The 17902-nt window shown below is 42.6% G+C and carries 21 protein-coding genes; 15 read left to right on the top strand and 6 right to left on the bottom strand.

Going from position 1 to position 17902, the window contains the following annotated elements:
* Window positions 1–59: 59 nt before the first annotated feature.
* From HT689_RS07040 to yidD, 13 genes are all read left to right on the top strand, one after another.
* On the top strand, window positions 60–1037 hold the full coding sequence (locus tag HT689_RS07040; RefSeq protein ID WP_173226056.1) for an ABC transporter substrate-binding protein: 978 nt from the start codon (window positions 60–62) through the stop codon (window positions 1035–1037).
* A gap of 11 nt (window positions 1038–1048) precedes the next feature.
* Window positions 1049–1942, top strand: a complete 894-nt coding sequence (locus tag HT689_RS07035) for an ABC transporter permease (protein ID WP_173226058.1) — start codon at window positions 1049–1051, stop codon at window positions 1940–1942.
* A 12-nt stretch (window positions 1943–1954) separates the two neighbouring features.
* Window positions 1955–2758, top strand: a complete 804-nt coding sequence (locus HT689_RS07030; RefSeq protein ID WP_000157661.1) for an ATP-binding cassette domain-containing protein — start codon at window positions 1955–1957, stop codon at window positions 2756–2758.
* A gap of 325 nt (window positions 2759–3083) precedes the next feature.
* On the top strand, window positions 3084–3332 hold the full coding sequence (locus tag HT689_RS07025; RefSeq protein ID WP_000364990.1) for a YneF family protein: 249 nt from the start codon (window positions 3084–3086) through the stop codon (window positions 3330–3332).
* A gap of 198 nt (window positions 3333–3530) precedes the next feature.
* On the top strand, window positions 3531–4325 hold the full coding sequence (gene racE, locus HT689_RS07020; RefSeq protein WP_173280900.1) for a glutamate racemase: 795 nt from the start codon (window positions 3531–3533) through the stop codon (window positions 4323–4325).
* Window positions 4322–5293 carry a nucleoside-triphosphate diphosphatase gene (locus tag HT689_RS07015; protein ID WP_173280898.1) on the top strand — a complete coding sequence of 324 codons (972 nt, stop codon included), beginning with the start codon at window positions 4322–4324 and terminating at the stop codon, window positions 5291–5293. Before racE ends, HT689_RS07015 begins: the two co-directional genes overlap by 4 nt.
* Window positions 5269–5790: a metallophosphoesterase gene (locus HT689_RS07010; RefSeq protein WP_001118952.1), complete on the top strand. Its 522-nt coding sequence runs from the start codon at window positions 5269–5271 to the stop codon at window positions 5788–5790. The genes HT689_RS07015 and HT689_RS07010 overlap by 25 nt, the downstream gene beginning before the upstream one ends.
* Window positions 5787–6248, top strand: coding sequence for a cyclic-di-AMP-binding protein CbpB (cbpB, locus tag HT689_RS07005; protein WP_173280895.1), 462 nt, complete (start codon window positions 5787–5789; stop codon window positions 6246–6248). The genes HT689_RS07010 and cbpB overlap by 4 nt, the downstream gene beginning before the upstream one ends.
* Complete coding sequence (gene xerD / locus HT689_RS07000) at window positions 6245–6979, top strand: site-specific tyrosine recombinase XerD (RefSeq protein WP_345889761.1); 735 nt, start codon at window positions 6245–6247, stop codon at window positions 6977–6979. The genes cbpB and xerD overlap by 4 nt, the downstream gene beginning before the upstream one ends.
* A complete protein-coding gene (locus tag HT689_RS06995; protein WP_125447803.1) occupies window positions 6979–7707 on the top strand; it encodes a segregation/condensation protein A in 729 nt (242 codons plus the stop codon). Before xerD ends, HT689_RS06995 begins: the two co-directional genes overlap by 1 nt.
* An 18-nt stretch (window positions 7708–7725) precedes the next feature.
* Window positions 7726–8295, top strand: a complete 570-nt coding sequence (scpB, locus tag HT689_RS06990) for an SMC-Scp complex subunit ScpB (protein WP_020903100.1) — start codon at window positions 7726–7728, stop codon at window positions 8293–8295.
* Window positions 8282–9004, top strand: coding sequence for a pseudouridine synthase (locus HT689_RS06985; protein WP_001222228.1), 723 nt, complete (start codon window positions 8282–8284; stop codon window positions 9002–9004). The genes scpB and HT689_RS06985 overlap by 14 nt, the downstream gene beginning before the upstream one ends.
* Window positions 9004–9246, top strand: coding sequence for a membrane protein insertion efficiency factor YidD (gene yidD, locus HT689_RS06980; RefSeq protein WP_173251419.1), 243 nt, complete (start codon window positions 9004–9006; stop codon window positions 9244–9246). Before HT689_RS06985 ends, yidD begins: the two co-directional genes overlap by 1 nt.
* Before the next feature lie 110 nt (window positions 9247–9356).
* On the opposite strand, the gene HT689_RS06975 is transcribed toward yidD, so the two are convergent.
* The 5 genes from HT689_RS06975 to galE form a co-directional block, all read right to left on the bottom strand.
* Window positions 9357–10322, bottom strand: coding sequence for a siderophore ABC transporter substrate-binding protein (locus tag HT689_RS06975; protein WP_173251417.1), 966 nt, complete (start codon window positions 10320–10322; stop codon window positions 9357–9359).
* Between the two features lie 95 nt (window positions 10323–10417).
* A complete protein-coding gene (locus HT689_RS06970; RefSeq protein ID WP_173280891.1) occupies window positions 10418–11170 on the bottom strand; it encodes an ATP-binding cassette domain-containing protein in 753 nt (250 codons plus the stop codon).
* Window positions 11167–12123: an iron chelate uptake ABC transporter family permease subunit gene (locus tag HT689_RS06965; protein ID WP_173280889.1), complete on the bottom strand. Its 957-nt coding sequence runs from the start codon at window positions 12121–12123 to the stop codon at window positions 11167–11169. Before HT689_RS06965 ends, HT689_RS06970 begins: the two co-directional genes overlap by 4 nt.
* Window positions 12113–13072 carry an ABC transporter permease gene (locus HT689_RS06960; RefSeq protein ID WP_173280887.1) on the bottom strand — a complete coding sequence of 320 codons (960 nt, stop codon included), beginning with the start codon at window positions 13070–13072 and terminating at the stop codon, window positions 12113–12115. Before HT689_RS06960 ends, HT689_RS06965 begins: the two co-directional genes overlap by 11 nt.
* A 142-nt stretch (window positions 13073–13214) precedes the next feature.
* Window positions 13215–14213, bottom strand: a complete 999-nt coding sequence (gene galE, locus HT689_RS06955) for a UDP-glucose 4-epimerase GalE (protein WP_173226076.1) — start codon at window positions 14211–14213, stop codon at window positions 13215–13217.
* Window positions 14214–14505: 292 nt separating this feature from the next.
* Between galE and pepA the strand changes: the two genes are divergently transcribed.
* A complete protein-coding gene (gene pepA, locus HT689_RS06950) occupies window positions 14506–15570 on the top strand; it encodes a glutamyl aminopeptidase (RefSeq protein ID WP_000209167.1) in 1065 nt (354 codons plus the stop codon).
* Between the two features lie 21 nt (window positions 15571–15591).
* Window positions 15592–15888: a bacteriocin immunity protein gene (locus HT689_RS06945; protein ID WP_173226078.1), complete on the top strand. Its 297-nt coding sequence runs from the start codon at window positions 15592–15594 to the stop codon at window positions 15886–15888.
* Window positions 15889–15987: 99 nt separating this feature from the next.
* On the opposite strand, the gene HT689_RS06940 is transcribed toward HT689_RS06945, so the two are convergent.
* Complete coding sequence (locus HT689_RS06940) at window positions 15988–17619, bottom strand: Na/Pi cotransporter family protein (protein ID WP_173226080.1); 1632 nt, start codon at window positions 17617–17619, stop codon at window positions 15988–15990.
* Between the last annotated feature and the right edge of the window lie 283 nt (window positions 17620–17902).

The following is a 17902-nucleotide window of genomic DNA, read 5'->3' as shown; positions in this document are numbered from 1 at the left end:
TTCCTAGTTTGCTCTTTGGTTTTCATTGAGTATTATCTTTTCTGAGAAGGAGTTTCATTATGAAAGTTGTTCGAAAATTACTAGCACCTCTCTTGGTAGTGGGGATTCTCTTGATCTCTCTGATCAGTTTGCATCAGTTGAAGGCAGATAAGAAAAAAGATGTTTTTCGTATCGGTATTTCGCAGTTTATTACTCATCAATCTTTGGATGCTACTAGAGAAGGTTTTGTGGATGAGTTGGCCAAGCAAGGCTATGTTGAGGGGAAAAATATTGAGATTGATTTGCAAAATGCACAGGGTGAGCAAAGAAATCTAAAAACCATTTCCCAGCAACTAGCAGAATCTAGTGATGTCGTTCTAGCCATCGCAACGCCTTCTGCTCAGAGCTTGGCTAATACAACGCAAACGACACCTGTTATCTTTTCAGCGGTAACAGATCCTGTCAGTGCCAAGTTGGTTGAGTCAAGAGAGCATCCTGGGGGCAATGTAACTGGGACAAGCGATCAGTCATCAGATGCCATTTCAACCCAAATCAATTTGATAAAGAAAGTGTTGCCAAAAGCTAAAACGATTGGAATTCTCTATACTCAGAGCGAGCCAAACTCAGTTGTCCAAAAGGATGAAGCTAAGCGCCTTCTGGAAGAAAAAGGCTTTAGTGTTGTTGAAAAAACAATCTTGGACAGTAACAACGTCAAGGCTGCTGCAGAAAGCTTGATGGCAGAGGTAGATATGGTTTTTGTACCAACGGATAATATCATTTCATCAACCATGGAAACAGTCAAGCAGGTTTCTATTAAACACAAGGTTCCAGTATTTGGTGGTTCAACAGAAATGATTGCGGTTGGTGGCTTGTATAACTACGGAACCAATTATGAAGAATTGGGACGTCAGACAGCAAGAATGCTGGTTCGTGTCTTAAAAGGTGAGAAGCCAGAAAATATAGCAGTTGAGTTGCCTGAAAAGCTGGAATTGCATACCAATCAAGAAATGGCAGATGCACTAGGAATTGATATTAGTAAGTTGGAAGGCAAGGAATAAGGAGGTTTAAGATGAATTTTGTATTATCTAGTTTATCAGAAGGTTTGTTGTGGTCGATTATGGCGATTGGGGTCTACTTGACTTTCCGTATTTTGGATATTGCGGATATGACTGCTGAAGGAGCCTTTCCACTGGGGGCGGCTGTCGTCGTATCTCAGATACAGGCAGGGACAAATCCTTGGATTGCGACCTTACTTGCTTTGCTGGCAGGTATGGTAGCAGGTCTTGTATCAGGAATGCTCCACACCAAGATGAAAATTCCAGCTCTCTTGACAGGGATTGTGACCTTGACAGGGCTTTATTCGATCAATATTAAAATCATGGGAAATGTGCCCAATCTTTCCTTGGGAGATTCTGCAACCGTCTTTAAACAGTTGGCAAGCTTAGGGCTGTCAAATGAAGAAGCTGTTTTCTTATTTAGTTCGGCCTGTCTCTTACTTGTTTGTTTGGTCTTGACCCTTTTGATGAAAACAGAGATTGGCTTGGTCTTGCGTTCGACTGGGGACAATATTCCGATGAGTGAGGCCAATGGAGTCAATGTAGACACCATGAAGATTGTTGGTTACATGATTTCAAACGGCTTGATTGCCCTATGTGGTTCCTTGTTTGCCCAAAATGATGGATTTTCAGATGTGACTTCTGGGACAGGAACCATTGTTGTTGGTTTGAGTGCAGTGATTATTGCGGAAGTCTTGATACACGATTTGACCATTGGAGGTCGCCTGTTATCCATCGGAATCGGTGCTATTGTTTACCGTTTGATTATTTTAAATATCTATGAAATTCCAAATCTAGATCAAAACTTAGTTCGTCTCTTTAATGCAATCTTGCTCGCCTTAGTTCTATTTGCACCAGAATTGCAAAAGCGATTAAAGATTCGTGGTTTGAAACTGAGAAATGAATAGGAGGAGAAAGTTATGGCAAGTTTGTTAACACTTGAAAATATTCACAAAACATTTGAAGCAGGGACGGTCAATGAGAACCATGTCCTCAAAGGATTAGACTTAGAGGTTGAAGAGGGAGATTTTATCTCTGTAATCGGTGGAAATGGAGCAGGGAAATCCACTTTGATGAATATCTTGGCTGGCAATCTATCGGTGGATGAAGGGGACCTTTTATTGGCAGGGAAATCCATTAAAAATCTGAGTGTAAGAAAGAGAGCTAAGGATATTGCCCGTGTTTTTCAAGATCCTAAGATGGGAACAGCTTCTCGTTTGACAATTGAGGAGAATATGGCTATTGCCTTGAGACGCGGGCAGAAGAGAGGGCTTGGTTGGGGCGTGAAGGAGAAGGATAGAATCCAGTTCCAAGAGGCCTTGAAGGAGTTGAATATTGGTCTTGAAAACCGCTTAAAAGTAGATACTCAATATCTCTCAGGAGGACAAAGACAGGCCTTGACCCTAGTCATGGCAGCCTTGGTGAAACCTAAGCTCTTGTTGTTGGATGAACACACTGCGGCACTTGATCCGAAAACTAGTCAAATGGTAATGGATTTGACGCAAAAGATTGTGGAACACCATCAGTTGACGACTTTGATGATTACCCACGATATGAACCATGCTATTGAGTACGGCAATCGTCTCATTATGCTCTATCAAGGCAAGATAGTGGTGGATGTAAAAGGAGAAGAGAAAAAGCATCTGACAGTCGAAGATCTCATGCATCTATTCCAGAAAAATAGTGGCCAGAGTCTAGTCAGTGATGAATTGGTTTTGGGATAAATAAAAAGGCTGAGATCCAGTGTCTCAGTCTTTTATTAGTACAAATGGATAGGCAGAAATATGAAATTGATACTCTTCTAAAATCACTTCAAACCACGTTAGCTCTATCTGCAACCTTAAAACAGTGCTTTGAGCAACCTGCGGCTAGCTTCCTAGTTTGCTCTTTGATTTTCATTGAGTACAAACTCAGCAAGGAACCCTCTTTCGTAGAAAAGCAGGGCTCTTTTTGCTGTCTATTCCCTCCCTGAAAGCGTAAAACAAACTAGTCAGGGTGGCTAGTTTGTGGTATAATGAAAGAGACTCAAAAAGAAACAGGAGAAAAATGATGGATTTACTATTAGCAATTGTATTGATTGTGCTAGCTTTTCTAGGAGGAGCTCTTGGAGGAATGTACTTGGTTCGTAAGCAAATTGAAAAAGAATTCGCTGACAACCCACGTTTGAATGCTGAAGCAGTTCGTACTCTTTTGAGTGCAAATGGTCAAAAACCAAGCGAAGCTAAGGTACAACAAGTATACCACCAAATCATCCGCCAACAAAAGGCCGCCCTTGCTAACAATAAAAAGAAAAAATAAATAAGGAAAAGTCTGGGATGAAAGTTCCAGACTTCTCACTATGTTGGTTATGTTTAGGGATGAGACTTTTTCCTTGCATTCTATTGATATTTGATTATGATTAAGAGAGATAGTTATTGATTAGGCTGTCATTCAGTTCATAAGGATCAATAATCATAATGAACTATCAATCAGAAAAAAGACTAGAAAGAAGACTGTATGGATAATCGACCAATTGGTTTTTTGGATTCGGGTGTCGGGGGCTTGACCGTTGTGCGCGAGCTCATGCGCCAACTTCCCCATGAAGAAATCGTCTATATTGGAGATTCGGCACGGGCGCCCTATGGTCCCCGTCCTGCTGAGCAAATTCGTGAATATACTTGGCAGTTGATCAACTTTCTCTTGACCAAGGATGTCAAAATGATTGTCATTGCTTGTAATACTGCAACTGCGGTCGTCTGGGAAGAAATCAAGGCTCAACTAGATATTCCCGTCCTAGGTGTGATTTTGCCAGGAGCTTCGGCAGCTATCAAGTCCAGTCAAGGTGGGAAAATCGGAGTGATTGGAACACCCATGACGGTACAATCAGACATCTACCGTCAGAAAATCCATGATTTGGATCCGGACTTACAGGTGGAGAGTTTGGCCTGTCCCAAGTTTGCTCCCTTGGTGGAGTCTGGTGCCCTGTCAACCAGTGTCACCAAGAAAGTGGTCTATGAAACCCTGCGTCCCTTGGTTGGAAAGGTGGATAGCCTGATTTTGGGTTGTACCCATTATCCACTGCTCAGACCTATTATTCAAAATGTCATGGGGCCAAAAGTTCAGCTCATCGATAGTGGGGCAGAGTGCGTACGGGACATCTCAGTCTTACTCAATTATTTTGAAATCAATCGTGGTCGCGATGCTGGACCACTTCATCACCGTTTTTACACAACAGCCAGCAGCCAAAGTTTTGCACAAATTGGTGAAGAATGGCTGGAAAAAGAGATTTATGTGGAGCATGTAGAATTATGACAAATAAAATTTATGAATATAAGGATGACCAGGACTGGTATGTCGGCTCATATAGTACTTTTGGTGGTGTCCGGACATTGACTGATGAAGACTTGGATTTTCCTCTATTTGAGTTTGCCCAAAGATTTCGAGATGAGGAACAAGGTTTTCCTATTTCTGTGATTGTTTTACGCTATGGTTCCCTCTACCGTTTATTGTCTTTTGTGGTAGATATCCTCAACCAAGAAATGGGACGAAATCTGGAAGTCATCCAACGTCAGGGAGCTTTTCTCTTGATTGAAAATGGGCAACTCCTGCATGTAGCATTGCCTAAAGAAGGGGTCAATGTTCATGATTTCTTTGATACAAGCAAGGTCAGAGAAACCTTATTGATTGCGACTCGAAACGAAGGCAAGACCAAAGAGTTCCGAGCTATCTTTGATAAGTTAGGCTACGATGTGGAAAATCTTAATAACTATCCTGACCTGCCTGAAGTAGCTGAAACAGGCATGACCTTCGAAGAAAATGCCCGTCTCAAGGCAGAAACCATTTCTCAATTAACGGGCAAGATGGTTTTGGCAGATGACTCAGGTCTCAAAGTCGATGTCCTTGGTGGCTTGCCAGGTGTCTGGTCAGCTCGTTTCGCAGGTGTGGGAGCTACTGACCGTGAAAACAATGCCAAACTCTTGCACGAATTGGCCATGGTCTTTGAACTCAAGGACCGCTCGGCTCAATTCCATACAACCCTAGTCGTGGCCAGTCCAAACAAGGAAAGCTTGGTTGTTGAAGCAGACTGGTCAGGCTACATTAACTTTGAACCTAAGGGTGAAAATGGATTTGGTTACGATCCTCTCTTCCTTGTAGGAGAGACAGGCAAGTCCTCAGCTGAATTAACCCTTGAAGAAAAAAATAGTCAATCTCACCGTGCCTTAGCCGTTAAGAAACTTTTGGAGGTATTTCCATCATGGCAAAGCAAACCATCATTGTAATGAGCGATTCTCATGGCGATAGCTTGATTGTGGAAGAAATCCGTGATCGCTATGTGGGCAAAGTTGATGCCGTTTTTCATAATGGCGATTCTGAACTGCGTCCTGATTCTCCCCTTTGGGAAGGCATCCGTGTTGTTAAAGGGAATATGGACTTCTATGCAGGTTACCCAGAACGTTTGGTGACTGAGCTTGGTTCGACCAAGATTATCCAAACCCATGGTCACTTGTTTGACATCAATTTCAACTTTCAAAAGTTGGACTACTGGGCTCAGGAAGAAGAGGCCGATATCTGTCTCTATGGTCACTTGCATGTGCCAAGCGCTTGGATGGAAGGCAAGACCCTCTTTCTAAATCCAGGCTCCATCAGTCAACCGCGTGGGACTATCAGAGAATGCCTCTATGCTCGTGTGGAGATTGATGACAGTTATTTTAAAGTGGACTTTTTGACACGAGACCATGAGGTGTATCCGGGCTTGTCCAAGGAGTTTAGCCGATGATTGCCAAGGAGTTTGAGACTTTCTTGTTGGGGCAGGAGGAAACTTTTTTGACCCCTGCTGAAAATCTGGCCGTGTTGATTGATACCCACAATGCAGATCATGCGACACTCTTGCTCAGTCAGATGACCTATACCCGTGTTCCTGTTGTAACAGATGAAAAACAGTTTGTTGGGACGATTGGGCTCAGAGATATTATGGCTTATCAGATGGAGCATGACTTGAGTCAAGAAATCATGGCAGATACGGATATCGTTCATATGACGAGAACGGACGTAGCGGTTGTTTCGCCTGATTTTACCATTACGGAGGTCTTGCACAAGTTGGTAGATGAGTCCTTCTTGCCGGTTGTGGATGCGTCTGATATTTTCCAAGGGATTATCACGCGCAAGTCTATCCTCAAGGCAGTGAATGCCCTCTTGCATGACTTTAGTAAGGAATATGAGATTCGATGCAAATGAGAGATAGGATTTCAGCCTTTTTAGAGGGAAAGCAGGGTTTGTCTGCCAATTCCAAGCAGTCCTATAAGTATGATTTAGAACAGTTTTTAGATTTGGTAGGCGAGCGGATTTCTGAGACCAGTCTCAAGATTTACCAAGCCCAGCTAGCCAATCTAAAAATCAGCGCCCAGAAGCGAAAGATTTCGGCCTGTAACCAATTTCTCTACTTTCTCTATCAAAAAGGAGAAGTGGACAGCTTTTACCGCTTAGAATTAGCTAAACAAGCTGAAAAGAAGACCGAAAAGCCAGAACTGTTAGACCTAGACTCTTTTTGGCAGGAAAGCGACGTTCCAGAGGGGCGTTTACTGGCTCTACTTATCTTGGAAATGGGGCTCTTGCCGAGTGAGATTTTAGCCCTTAAGGTTGCGGACGTCAATCTGGACTTTCAAGTGTTGCGAATCAAGAAGGCTTCCCAACAGAGAATTGTCACCATTCCCACGACCTTGCTGTCAGAGTTGGAACCCTTGATGGGGCAGACCTATCTTTTTGAAAGGGGAGGGAAAGCCTATTCTCGTCAGTGGGCCTTTCGTCAGCTAGAATCCTTTGTCAAGGAGAAAGGTTTCCCAGCCTTATCAGCTCAAGCCTTGCGGGAACAGTTCATTCTACGACAAATTGAAAACAAGGTCGATTTGTACGAAATTGCAAAAAAATTAGGATTAAAAACAGTCCTGACCTTAGAAAAATATAGATAATGGATATTAAATTAAAAGATTTTGAAGGGCCCCTGGACTTACTCTTGCATCTGGTTTCTAAGTATCAGATGGATATCTACGATGTGCCCATTACGGAAGTCATCGAACAGTATCTAGCCTATGTCTCAACTCTGCAGGCCATGCGTCTGGAAGTGACGGGTGAGTATATGGTTATGGCCAGTCAGCTCATGTTGATCAAGAGCCGCAAGCTCTTGCCAAAGGTAGCAGAAGTGACAGACTTGGAGGATGACCTAGAGCAGGATCTTCTCTCTCAAATCGAAGAATACCGCAAGTTCAAGCTCTTGGGGGAGCACTTGGAAGCCAAGCACCAAGAACGGGCTCAGCACTATTCCAAAGCGCCGACAGAGTTGATTTACGAAGATGCGGAGCTTGTTCATGACAAGACGACCATTGACCTCTTTTTGGCTTTTTCAAATATCCTAGCCAAGAAAAAAGAGGAGTTTACACAGAATCACACGACTATCCTGCGGGATGAGTATAAGATTGAGGACATGATGGTTATCGTAAAAGAGTCCTTGACTGGACGAGATCAATTGCGCTTGCAGGATTTGTTCAAGGAAGCCCAGAATCTCCAAGAGGTCATTACCCTCTTTTTGGCAACCCTAGAGTTAATCAAAACCCAGGAACTAATCCTCGTGCAAGAGGAAAGTTTCGGAGATATTTATCTCATGGAAAAGAAGGAAGAAAGTCAAGTGGCCCAAAGCTAGACTTGATAGAGAGGAAAGATGAGTACTTTAGCAAAAATAGAAGCGCTCTTGTTTGTAGCGGGTGAAGATGGGATTAGAGTCCGCCAGTTAGCTGAACTCCTCTCTCTGCCACCGACAGGCATCCAACAGAGTTTAGAAAAATTAGCCCAGAAGTATGAAAAGGACCCAGATTCCAGTTTGGCTCTGATTGAGACAGGGGGCGCTTATAGATTGGTGACCAAGCCTCAGTTTTCAGAGATTTTGAAGGAATACTCTAAGGCACCTATCAACCAGAGTTTATCTCGGGCTGCCCTTGAGACCTTGTCCATTATTGCCTACAAACAGCCCATCACACGGATAGAGATTGATGCCATCCGTGGGGTCAACTCGAGTGGGGCTTTGGCAAAGTTGCAGGCCTTTGACTTGATACGAGAAGACGGGAAAAAAGAAGTGTTGGGTCGTCCCAACCTCTATGTGACTACGGATTATTTCCTAGATTACATGGGGATAAACCATTTAGAAGAATTACCAGTGATTGATGAGCTTGAGATTCAAGCCCAAGAAAGCCAATTATTTGGTGAAAGGATAGAAGAAGATGAGAATCAATAAGTATATTGCCCACGCAGGTGTGGCCAGTAGGAGAAAAGCAGAAGAGCTGATCAAGCAAGGTTTGGTGACGGTTAACGGTCAAGTGGTACGTGAACTAGCAACCACTATCAAGTCAGGCGACAAGGTTGAAGTTGAAGGTCAACCTATCTACAACGAAGAAAAGGTCTATTATCTGCTTAACAAACCACGCGGTGTCATTTCCAGTGTGACAGATGACAAGGGCCGCAAGACGGTAGTCGACCTCTTGCCTAATGTAAAAGAGCGCATTTACCCAGTTGGACGTTTGGACTGGGATACATCAGGAGTCTTGATTTTGACCAATGATGGGGATTTTACGGATGAGATGATTCACCCTCGTAATGAGATTGACAAGGTTTATGTCGCGCGTGTTAAAGGTGTGGCCAATAAGGACAATCTTCGTCCCTTGACCCGTGGACTTGAGATTGATGGCAAGAAAACCAAGCCGGCTGTCTATGAGATTCTCAAAGTGGACCCAGTTAAAAACCGCTCTGTGGTGCAGTTAACTATCCATGAAGGGCGTAATCACCAGGTTAAAAAGATGTTTGAAGCTGTTGGTCTCCAAGTAGATAAGTTGTCTCGGACCCGTTTTGGACATCTAGACTTGACAGGTCTTCGTCCAGGTGAATCGCGTCGCCTTAACAAAAAAGAAATCAGCCAACTACACACAATGGCTGTAACCAAGAAATAATGAAACGAATTTTAATAGCGCCTGTGCGCTTTTACCAACGTTTTCTCTCACCAGCCTTTCCACCCTCTTGTCGCTTTGAGCCGACTTGTTCAAACTATATGATTCAGGCTATTGAAAAACATGGCTTCAAGGGTGTTTTGATGGGCTTGGCTCGGATTTTACATTGCCATCCTTGGTCGAAACCAGGCAAGGACCCCGTACCGGATCATTTTTCCCTTAAACGGAATCAAGAAGAAAAATGAGGCTAGGTAAAAATATTTTAGTGAAATGATAAAAACGCATCCTATCAGGTTTGAGTGAGCTTGATAGGATGCGTTTTATCATGTAAAGATGTGATTGAGTTTAAAGTAGCTTATTTCAAGGCTTTTTGTGCGTCTTCAATCATGAGTTTTGTTGATTCAAGTCCGCCTCCGCTTAGATACCAGAGGTCTGGTGTGAGTTGGATAATTTTACCATTTTTAGCGGCAGGAGTTTCAGCGATGAGGGCATTTTCTAGGACGCCGTCGTTGCTTGAGTTGTCCCCACCGATGGCAAGGGTACGGTTGATGACAAAAAGGATGTCAGGATTGATTTCTTTGACACTTTCAAAGCTGACTTCTTGTCCGTGGCGAGAATCTTCAAATTGAGTATCAGTTGGCTTGAATTTCAAAGTTTGATACAAGAAAGAGAAACGAGATTGGGCACCAAAGGCAGCCATTTTTCCTTCGTTGAGGAGGATGGCAAGGGCTTTTTTGTCAGAACTTTCATTTTTAGTTGCGACTTCTTGGATGCTCTTGTCTAGCTTGGCCAATTCTTCCTTGGCTTTCTGTGTACCAGTTTCACCAAAGGCGCTTGCTAGGGATTCGATATTAGCCTTGGTAGAAGTCCAGTAGTCATCTTTGCCTGCTTGGAATAGAACAGTCGGAGCGATTTCGTTGAACTTATCTACGAATTTTTGGGTACGTGGTGAAGCGATAATTAGGTCTGGTTCAAGAGCAGCAAGGGCTTCTAGGTCTGGCTCAACCATAGAACCAACATTTTTAACTTTTCCAGCTAGATCTTTTAGATAAGTCGGAACAGTTTTTGTAGGCATTCCGACGATATTCTTTTCAAAACCTAAAGCGCGAATAGTATCCGCAGCACCGAGGTCAAAGGTCACAATCTTTTCAGGGACTTTTGAAAGTGTGACTACACCTAGTGAACTTTTAATGGTTACCTCTGTTGGAGCAGAGCTACTTGACTCCGTCTTACTAGTGCTTGAGTTTGTACTACATGCACCAAGTAGGAGCAAGAAGCTGGCCGCTAGGGCAGTGAGATAAAGTTTAAGGGATGTTTTCATAATTTCTCCTTTTTAAAATGTGATAACGATTTAGGGAGTCTCTAGGTTTTATTGACTAAGAGACTGAAAGTTCTCTAACTTGAGCTTCTATGTTACTAGCTATAGATACAAATCTTTTTGCCATTGATACCAGCTAGCGTGATAGGAATCTCATATAGTTGACTGAGCAGGTCAGCCTGCATGATTTGATCGGTTCTTCCCTTGCTAAAGACTTGACCGTCCTTGAAGGCGACAATTTCATCCGCATACTGGCTGGCCATGTTGATATCGTGGAGAACGATGATAATGGTCTTTCCGAGTTCCTCCACCAGTCGCTTGAGAATCTGCATCATGCTGACGCTTTGCTTGATATCGAGATTGTTGAGTGGTTCGTCTAGTAAGATAAAGTCCGTATCCTGGGCCAGTACCATAGCGATAAAGACGCGCTGGAGTTGTCCCCCAGACAGGCTATCGATGTAGCGGTCTTTTAAGTTGGTCAGTTCTAAATAGTCCATAGTTTCTCGGATTTTTTCCCAATCTTCTGGTCTCAGTCGACCTCGGCTGTAGGGAAAACGTCCAAAACTGACCAGTTCTTCAACCGTCAATTTGGCTTGGTAATTGATTTTCTGCTTTAGGATAGTCAGTTCTTGAGCCAGTTCTTGTGAATTCCAGCTTTCGATTTCACGGCCTTTGATACTGAGTATTCCCTGATCCTTCTTGGTCAGTCTGCTCATGATGGATAGGAGAGTCGATTTTCCAGCACCATTTGGACCAATAAAGGCTGTCAGTTTCTGAGGACTGACTTCAAGCGAAATGCCTTGCAAAATCTCCTGTTTTTGAATGGATTTGTCAATGTTTTCCAGTTTCACCGACGCGCCCTCCTATAAAGTAAGATAAAGAATAAGAAGCCACCCACACTCTCGATGATCATGCTGATGCGAATTTCTAGTGCAAAGACTCGTTCAATAAGGGCCTGCCCCAAGGTCAAACTAATAAATCCAACCAGAATGGCTACGATAAAGAGTAACTTGTGCCGATAGTCTTTGACGATTAGGTAGGTGAGGTTGGCCAGCATAAAGCCGAAGAAGGCCATAGGCCCTACCAAGGCAGTAGCCGTTGAGGTCAAAAGTACGATGCCCCAGAGGAGCTCTCTCTGTTCTTTTTCAACATCGAGTCCCAATATCTGAGCCGTTTCTCTTTGTAGGTGCAAGACATCCAGAATGACTGCTTTTCGAAAGAAAAATATGGTCAAAGCAAGGATAATCAGAGAACCGATGGCTAGGATGGAAGTGTTGAGATGTTGAAAGGAAGCAAAGAGACTGTTTTGCAGTTTATCGTATTCATTTGGATCCATCAGGACCTGAAGGAAGGTACTGATATTTCGAAAGAGACTTCCGAGGGCTAGACAGATTAGCAGGATGAAGACCAGGTCTTGCTTCATCAGTGTCTTCAAGTACCCTTGCAAGGCGAGAAAGAAGAGGGATTGAAGTAGAAGTAAGGCTAGGAATTCTAAAATAGGAGACTTACCAAGTTGAAGAAACTTACTTTCAAAAACCAGTAGTAGGGTTTGTAGTAGGACGTAGAAGGATTCGATTCCCAAAATACTTGGCGTCAGGAAGCGATTTTCCGTAAGGGTTTGAAAACTAATAGTTGAAATCCCTGTCGCGATGGCTACCAAGAGATAAACAACTATCTTTTGGGAACGCAACTTCCAAGCAAAGGCTGACAGGTGAGTAATGGGCCAAAAGTAGAGGAGCCAAGCTCCGATGGCAAGAATAATGAGAATCCAGAAGAGCCTAGTATGTTTACTTTTAAACTGCATCTTTTCTTCCCCCTCTCCAGAGAAGTAGGATAAAGACGAGGCTACCGATGATTCCTAACAAGAGGCTGACAGACAGCTCATAGGGCCGAATCAGAACTCGGGATAGGATATCGCAGGCCAGAACTAGATTGGCACCGACCAGTGCGACCATGAGTTTGGTTTGACTCAAATTATCTCCATAGTGCTTGCGAACAAGATTGGGAACGATGACCCCGAGAAATGGCAAGCCACCCACGGTAATCATGGTGACACTAGTCGTTAGAGCCACAAGAAAGAGGGCCAGTTTTTCAAGTAGGGAGTAGGAAATCCCCAAACTTTCGCTAGTTTCTTTTCCTAGATTCATGATGGTGAAGGTTTGGGATAATTTCCAAACGGCTATCAGAATAATGAGGCCTAAGAAAAGCCATTCATACTGATGGGTCTGAATCATGGAGAAGGAGCCCTGGGTCCAAGCTGTCATACTCTGAACCAGATTGAAACGGTAGGCGATAACTTCTGTCACAGAACCGATAATCCCGCTATAGATGATTCCAATCAGAGGCAACATCCACCTTTCCTTTACAGAGAAAATAGTCATAAAGGCTAGGAAGAAGAGGGTGAATACGATGGATGAAACAAAAGCGAAGAGCATCTTTTGGGTCAGACTAGCCGACGGAAAGACAAAGAGGCTCAATACCATTCCCAGTTTGGCGGCCTCAGTGGTTCCAACTGTACTCGGAGCAGCAAACTGATTTTGGGTAATAGTCTGCATGAGGAGTCCTGCCATACTCATACTAGAGGCGGTCAGGAGAATGCTGATAGTTCTTGGGAGACGGGACTCTTGAAAGAGAAGCCAAGTTTCATGATCCAGTGCAAAGAGTTTTCCCCATGAAAAATCACTGGTCCCAATGCTAATAGAGAGAAAGACTAGGAGTAGAAGTAAGCCAATTAAATAATGAGAAAGTTTCATACCCCATCCTTTCATGTAGATTTGGTACCGAAAGATACCTGCGGATATTACTGTAACACGATTTATTTAATCTGTCAATAAATTTTCTGACAATTTAATAAATAAAACAAGGAGAGAGCCCAGGACCTTCTCCTCTGTTATCCTATTCCAAAATGTTTTTGCCTTCTTTAACACGCCAATGATAATCTGATAAAATAATATCTTCGAGGGAGTAGCTAGCTTGCCAGTCAAGATATTGTTTAGCTTTTGATGCGTCTGCTAGGACGCTAGCTGGGTCACCAGCACGGCGAGCAACAATTTCGTGTGGGATTTTTTGATCCAGTAATTCTTCAGCAGTTTTAAAGATTTCTTTGACGGTATAGCCTTTTTCAGTTCCTAAGTTAAAGATTTGAGAAGAACTGTCTTTTTGAAAGAGGTAGTTCATTCCTTTAACATGAGCCTGTGCAAGATCCAAGACATGAATGTAATCTCGAATACATGAACCGTCACGTGTATCGTAGTCATCTCCAAATATTTTTAGGCTATCATTTTGTCCCAATGCGGTCTTGTTGATATTTGGAATGATATGAGTTGGATTTTTCACACGCAGACCGTTTGAAAAATCCATTTCAGCCCCAGCTACATTAAAGTAACGGAAAATGACATATTTCCAATCGTAGCGATTGGCCATCCAGTAAATCATTCGTTCACCCATCAATTTTGTTTCTGCATAAGGATTGACAGGGTCGAGCAGGGTATCTTCAGTTGCAGGCTTGTCAATACAGTTATTACCATAGAGGGAAGCAGTCGAAGAGAACATAATTTTTTGAATACCAACTTCAGATAAGACTTTGAGAACTTGGTTCATACCAGCAACATTGGCAGTGAAGTATTTACTTGGATTTTCAATACTTTCGCTCACAACAATCTCACCTGCACAATGGAGAACAGCGTCAATCTTGTTTTCTTCCAAGTAAGTTTTTAAGGCACTGGCGTCATAAACATCCAGTTGTTTAAAGCTAGCACGACTATCTACAGCTGAACGATTTCCTGTAGAGAGATTATCTAGGACATGCACCTGATAGCCAGCATTTAAAAGAGCTTTAACGGTATGGGAGCCAATGTAGCCAGCCCCACCTGTAACAAGAATTGTTTTTGTCATGATTTTTTCCTTTTCTAGTTTTGTATTATTTTAAAGAAAGAAGAAAGGAAAGTCAACTATTTTCTGTAAATTTCATGAAAAACTAAACAAATATAGCATTGAATTGTTTTTTGTTTGTGAATTAATAGTTTGGTTGGTCTTGGAATAGTTCTTAGATTTCAGCTCACATGCAAGAAAATACAAGCTTTTTCTAAGATACAGTAAGACTAAGATACTAATTTAGAAATCCACCTTCCCGCTATCCTTCTCCTATAAAAAGTGGTAAAATGGATGAAAGAAAGAAGGAACTGAAATGACAACATTATTTTCAAAAATCAAAGAAGTAACAGAACTTGCTGCTATCTCAGGTCATGAAGCACCTGTCCGTGCTTATCTTCGTGAAAAGTTAACACCGCACGTGGATGAAGTGGTGACAGATGGCTTGGGTGGTATTTTCGGGATTAAACATTCAGAAGCTGCGGATGCACCACGTGTCTTGGTCGCTTCTCACATGGATGAAGTTGGTTTTATGGTCAGCGAGATTAAGCCAGATGGCACCTTCCGTGTGGTTGAAATTGGTGGTTGGAATCCTATGGTAGTCAGCAGCCAACGTTTCAAACTCCTGACTCGTGATGGTCATGAAATTCCAGTGATTTCAGGCTCTGTTCCTCCACATTTGACTCGTGGAAAGGGCGGACCAACCATGCCTGCTATTGCAGATATCGTCTTTGATGGTGGTTTTGCGGACAAGGCTGAGGCAGAAAGCTTTGGCATCCGTCCTGGCGACACCATCGTACCAGATAGTTCTGCAATCTTGACAGCCAATGAAAAAAATATCATCTCAAAAGCTTGGGATAACCGATATGGTGTTCTCATGGTTAGTGAGCTAGCAGAAGCCTTGTCAGGTCAAAAACTTGGTAATGAACTCTATCTGGGTTCTAACGTCCAAGAAGAAGTTGGTCTCCGCGGTGCTCATACATCTACAACCAAGTTTGATCCAGAAGTCTTCCTAGCAGTTGATTGCTCACCAGCAGGTGATGTCTACGGTGGTCAAGGCAAGATTGGAGATGGAACCTTGATTCGTTTCTACGACCCAGGTCACTTGCTTCTCCCAGGTATGAAGGATTTCCTTTTGACAACTGCTGAAGAAGCTGGAATCAAGTACCAATACTACTGTGGTAAAGGCGGAACGGACGCTGGCGCAGCTCATCTGAAAAATGGTGGTGTCCCATCAACAACAATCGGAGTCTGTGCTCGTTATATCCATTCTCACCAAACCCTCTACGCTATGGATGACTTCCTAGAAGCTCAAGCTTTCTTGCAAGCCTTGGTGAAAAAATTGGATCGTTCAACGGTTGATTTGATTAAAAATTATTAAACCATAAGGGAGGTGGTAGGGATGGTAGAACCAAACTTAGAAAGCCTTATAAAAGATCTTTACAATCATGCTCGTCATGATTTGAGTGAAGATTTAGTTGCTGCTCTCCTAGAGACTGCTAAAAAACTGCCTACTACAAATGAGCAATTGCTGGCAGTTCGTCTCTCAGGTCTGGTCAATCGTGAATTGCTCAAGAATCCCAAACATCCGGCACCTGAGTTGCTCAACTTGGCTCGTTTTATCAAGAGAGAAGAAGCCAAGTACAGAGGAACTGCGGCTTCTGCCCTTATGTACGGGGAGTTCTTTAAAATGCTTTGATTCCATTGTGGATCAAAGTATTTTTCTATATGGTAGAAAAAATTCTTACTTAGGAAAAAGCAAAAAGCCATCCAATTATGATGGATAGCTTCTTGGTTCTTAGATTTGTTCTGCAAAAACCTTTTCAGCAAGGTTCATAGCGTGGTCTGATACACGAGTATAGTGGGAGATGATGTCGATAAAGTTTACCCCAGCTTGTGTTGAACATTCGCCCTTGTTGAGGCGTTTGATGTGGGTTTTTCTGAGAACACGCTCTATGTTATTGATTGCTTCATGACGTTCTACAAGACTGCGTGCTTTTTCAATATCATTGTTTTCCACACTATCCAGAGCATCTTTGATAAAGTCACTAGTTTGACGATAAACTTCCTCTAATTCTTTCAAGGCAGCATCAGAAAATTCAACATTTTTCCTTTGAAGATAGTCAGTTAGATTGAGTAGAGCCTCCGCGTGGTCTCCAATCCGTTCCAAATCACGGGAGGAATCAAGGATATTGGTGAGCACTTCGCTTTCTTTTTGACTGAGAGCTTCGCTTGAAAGGGCAATGAGATAACGTGTTAATTGCTCATCGATGGTGTTAATGGCTTCTTCGGTTTTATGCCCTTTTTCAGCAATTTTTTCATCCAAGTCAATGATATACTTATAGGAAAGGTCAAAGGCTTTAGCAGCGTAGTTTCCTAAGTGCAAGAGCTCTTTCTTAGCATTTCCGAGAGCGATAGATGGGGCTTGTTTGATGAAGTGTTCATCAAGATATAAGGGTTCGTATTTGACAACCTCGTCCTCTCCAGGAATAATCTTGGTTACAAAGTAAGCCAGAGCTCCGATAAATGGAAATTGGACAATGGTATTGGTAATATTAAAGGTTCCATGAGCAAAGGCGATGGTCATTTCCGGTGCTAGATTTAGCGTAGATTCAAACCAATGAATCAAGCCAGTGAAAGGTACAAGGAAGACAATACAGATAACCGTACCAATCACGTTAAAGGCGACATGGGCACCTGCTACCCGTTTAGCTGCAATATTAGCACCTAAAGAGGCAATGATGGCTGTAATGGTTGTCCCGATATTGTCACCAAATAGAACTGGCAAAGCTCCTTGCAGGTCAATGAGGTTGCTGGCGTAGAGGTTTTGTAAAATCCCGATGGTAGCCGAGGAAGCTTGAATCAGTAAGGTCAAGCCGGTACCGACAAAGACACCCAAAACAGGATTCTTACTTAGCTCAATCATATAGTCTTTAAAGACCTGTAAATCTTTGAGTGGAGCCATTGCGCCACTCATGAGATTGAGGGCAAAAAAGATACCACCGACACCAAAGAGGATGCGTCCGATATTATTGACTGTCCGATTTTTTGTAAAGAAGAGGCAGACAGCACCGATAAAGAGCATAGGCAGGGCATAGTCACCTAGTTTAAACCCAATAAGAAAGGATGTGACTGTTGTCCCAATATTAGCCCCCATGACAATCCCGATAGCCTGACGTAAGGTTAGGAGACCGGCACTGACCAGACCGACTGTGATAACTGTTACACCAGAACTAGACTGAATTAGAGCAGTCATCCCAATACCAACCAGAACTCCAAAGAAAGGATTACTAGTATATTTGTCAATGTAAAAACGAAGGCGATCTCCAGCAGCTTGTTGCAAACCGTCTCCCATGGTCTTGATACTATATAAGAATAGTCCCAGACCACCTAAAAAGTGAAATAAAATTTCCTGCCAATTAATGGACATTTCTTTTTCCTCCGAAAAATAATAACGGAATTTCTCCTATTCTATTTTAAAGGATAAAAGTAAATCTAACAAGTGTTAAGCTAAGATTTTAGAAAGAAAATTCGTGAGAAAAGGCCTTAATTATATTAATTTTACCAATTTCTAACCTAGATATAGATATTTCCTTTTATATATTGACATTTAAAAGAAATATTTTAAAATTAGGGAGAAATTATCTTAATCCCTGTGATTGGGATAAAAATTTTACGAAGAAAGTTAAGCGCTTTCTTTAAAATAATAAAAT

Origin of the sequence: Streptococcus sp. 2342 (genome assembly GCF_013276795.1) — a bacterium.
Taxonomy (GTDB): Bacteria; Bacillota; Bacilli; order Lactobacillales; family Streptococcaceae; genus Streptococcus.
Note: the sequence above shows the minus strand (reverse complement) of the source record. Positions and strands in the feature narration are given on the sequence as shown.

Excerpts from the sequence above, each read along its gene's own strand:
- HT689_RS07040 (WP_173226056.1), top strand. The coding sequence starts at position 60 with ATGAAAGTTGTTCGAAAATTACTAGCACCTCTCTTGGTAGTGGGGATT.
- HT689_RS07035 (WP_173226058.1), top strand. The coding sequence starts at position 1,049 with ATGAATTTTGTATTATCTAGTTTATCAGAAGGTTTGTTGTGGTCGATT.
- HT689_RS07030 (WP_000157661.1), top strand. The coding sequence starts at position 1,955 with ATGGCAAGTTTGTTAACACTTGAAAATATTCACAAAACATTTGAAGCA.
- HT689_RS07025 (WP_000364990.1), top strand. The coding sequence starts at position 3,084 with ATGGATTTACTATTAGCAATTGTATTGATTGTGCTAGCTTTTCTAGGA.
- racE (WP_173280900.1), top strand. The coding sequence starts at position 3,531 with ATGGATAATCGACCAATTGGTTTTTTGGATTCGGGTGTCGGGGGCTTG.
- HT689_RS07015 (WP_173280898.1), top strand. The coding sequence starts at position 4,322 with ATGACAAATAAAATTTATGAATATAAGGATGACCAGGACTGGTATGTC.
- HT689_RS07010 (WP_001118952.1), top strand. The coding sequence starts at position 5,269 with ATGGCAAAGCAAACCATCATTGTAATGAGCGATTCTCATGGCGATAGC.
- cbpB (WP_173280895.1), top strand. The coding sequence starts at position 5,787 with ATGATTGCCAAGGAGTTTGAGACTTTCTTGTTGGGGCAGGAGGAAACT.
- xerD (WP_345889761.1), top strand. The coding sequence starts at position 6,245 with ATGAGAGATAGGATTTCAGCCTTTTTAGAGGGAAAGCAGGGTTTGTCT.
- HT689_RS06995 (WP_125447803.1), top strand. The coding sequence starts at position 6,979 with ATGGATATTAAATTAAAAGATTTTGAAGGGCCCCTGGACTTACTCTTG.
- scpB (WP_020903100.1), top strand. The coding sequence starts at position 7,726 with ATGAGTACTTTAGCAAAAATAGAAGCGCTCTTGTTTGTAGCGGGTGAA.
- HT689_RS06985 (WP_001222228.1), top strand. The coding sequence starts at position 8,282 with ATGAGAATCAATAAGTATATTGCCCACGCAGGTGTGGCCAGTAGGAGA.
- yidD (WP_173251419.1), top strand. The coding sequence starts at position 9,004 with ATGAAACGAATTTTAATAGCGCCTGTGCGCTTTTACCAACGTTTTCTC.
- HT689_RS06975 (WP_173251417.1), bottom strand. The coding sequence starts at position 10,322 with ATGAAAACATCCCTTAAACTTTATCTCACTGCCCTAGCGGCCAGCTTC.
- HT689_RS06965 (WP_173280889.1), bottom strand. The coding sequence starts at position 12,123 with ATGCAGTTTAAAAGTAAACATACTAGGCTCTTCTGGATTCTCATTATT.
- HT689_RS06960 (WP_173280887.1), bottom strand. The coding sequence starts at position 13,072 with ATGAAACTTTCTCATTATTTAATTGGCTTACTTCTACTCCTAGTCTTT.
- galE (WP_173226076.1), bottom strand. The coding sequence starts at position 14,213 with ATGACAAAAACAATTCTTGTTACAGGTGGGGCTGGCTACATTGGCTCC.
- pepA (WP_000209167.1), top strand. The coding sequence starts at position 14,506 with ATGACAACATTATTTTCAAAAATCAAAGAAGTAACAGAACTTGCTGCT.
- HT689_RS06945 (WP_173226078.1), top strand. The coding sequence starts at position 15,592 with ATGGTAGAACCAAACTTAGAAAGCCTTATAAAAGATCTTTACAATCAT.
- HT689_RS06940 (WP_173226080.1), bottom strand. The coding sequence starts at position 17,619 with ATGTCCATTAATTGGCAGGAAATTTTATTTCACTTTTTAGGTGGTCTG.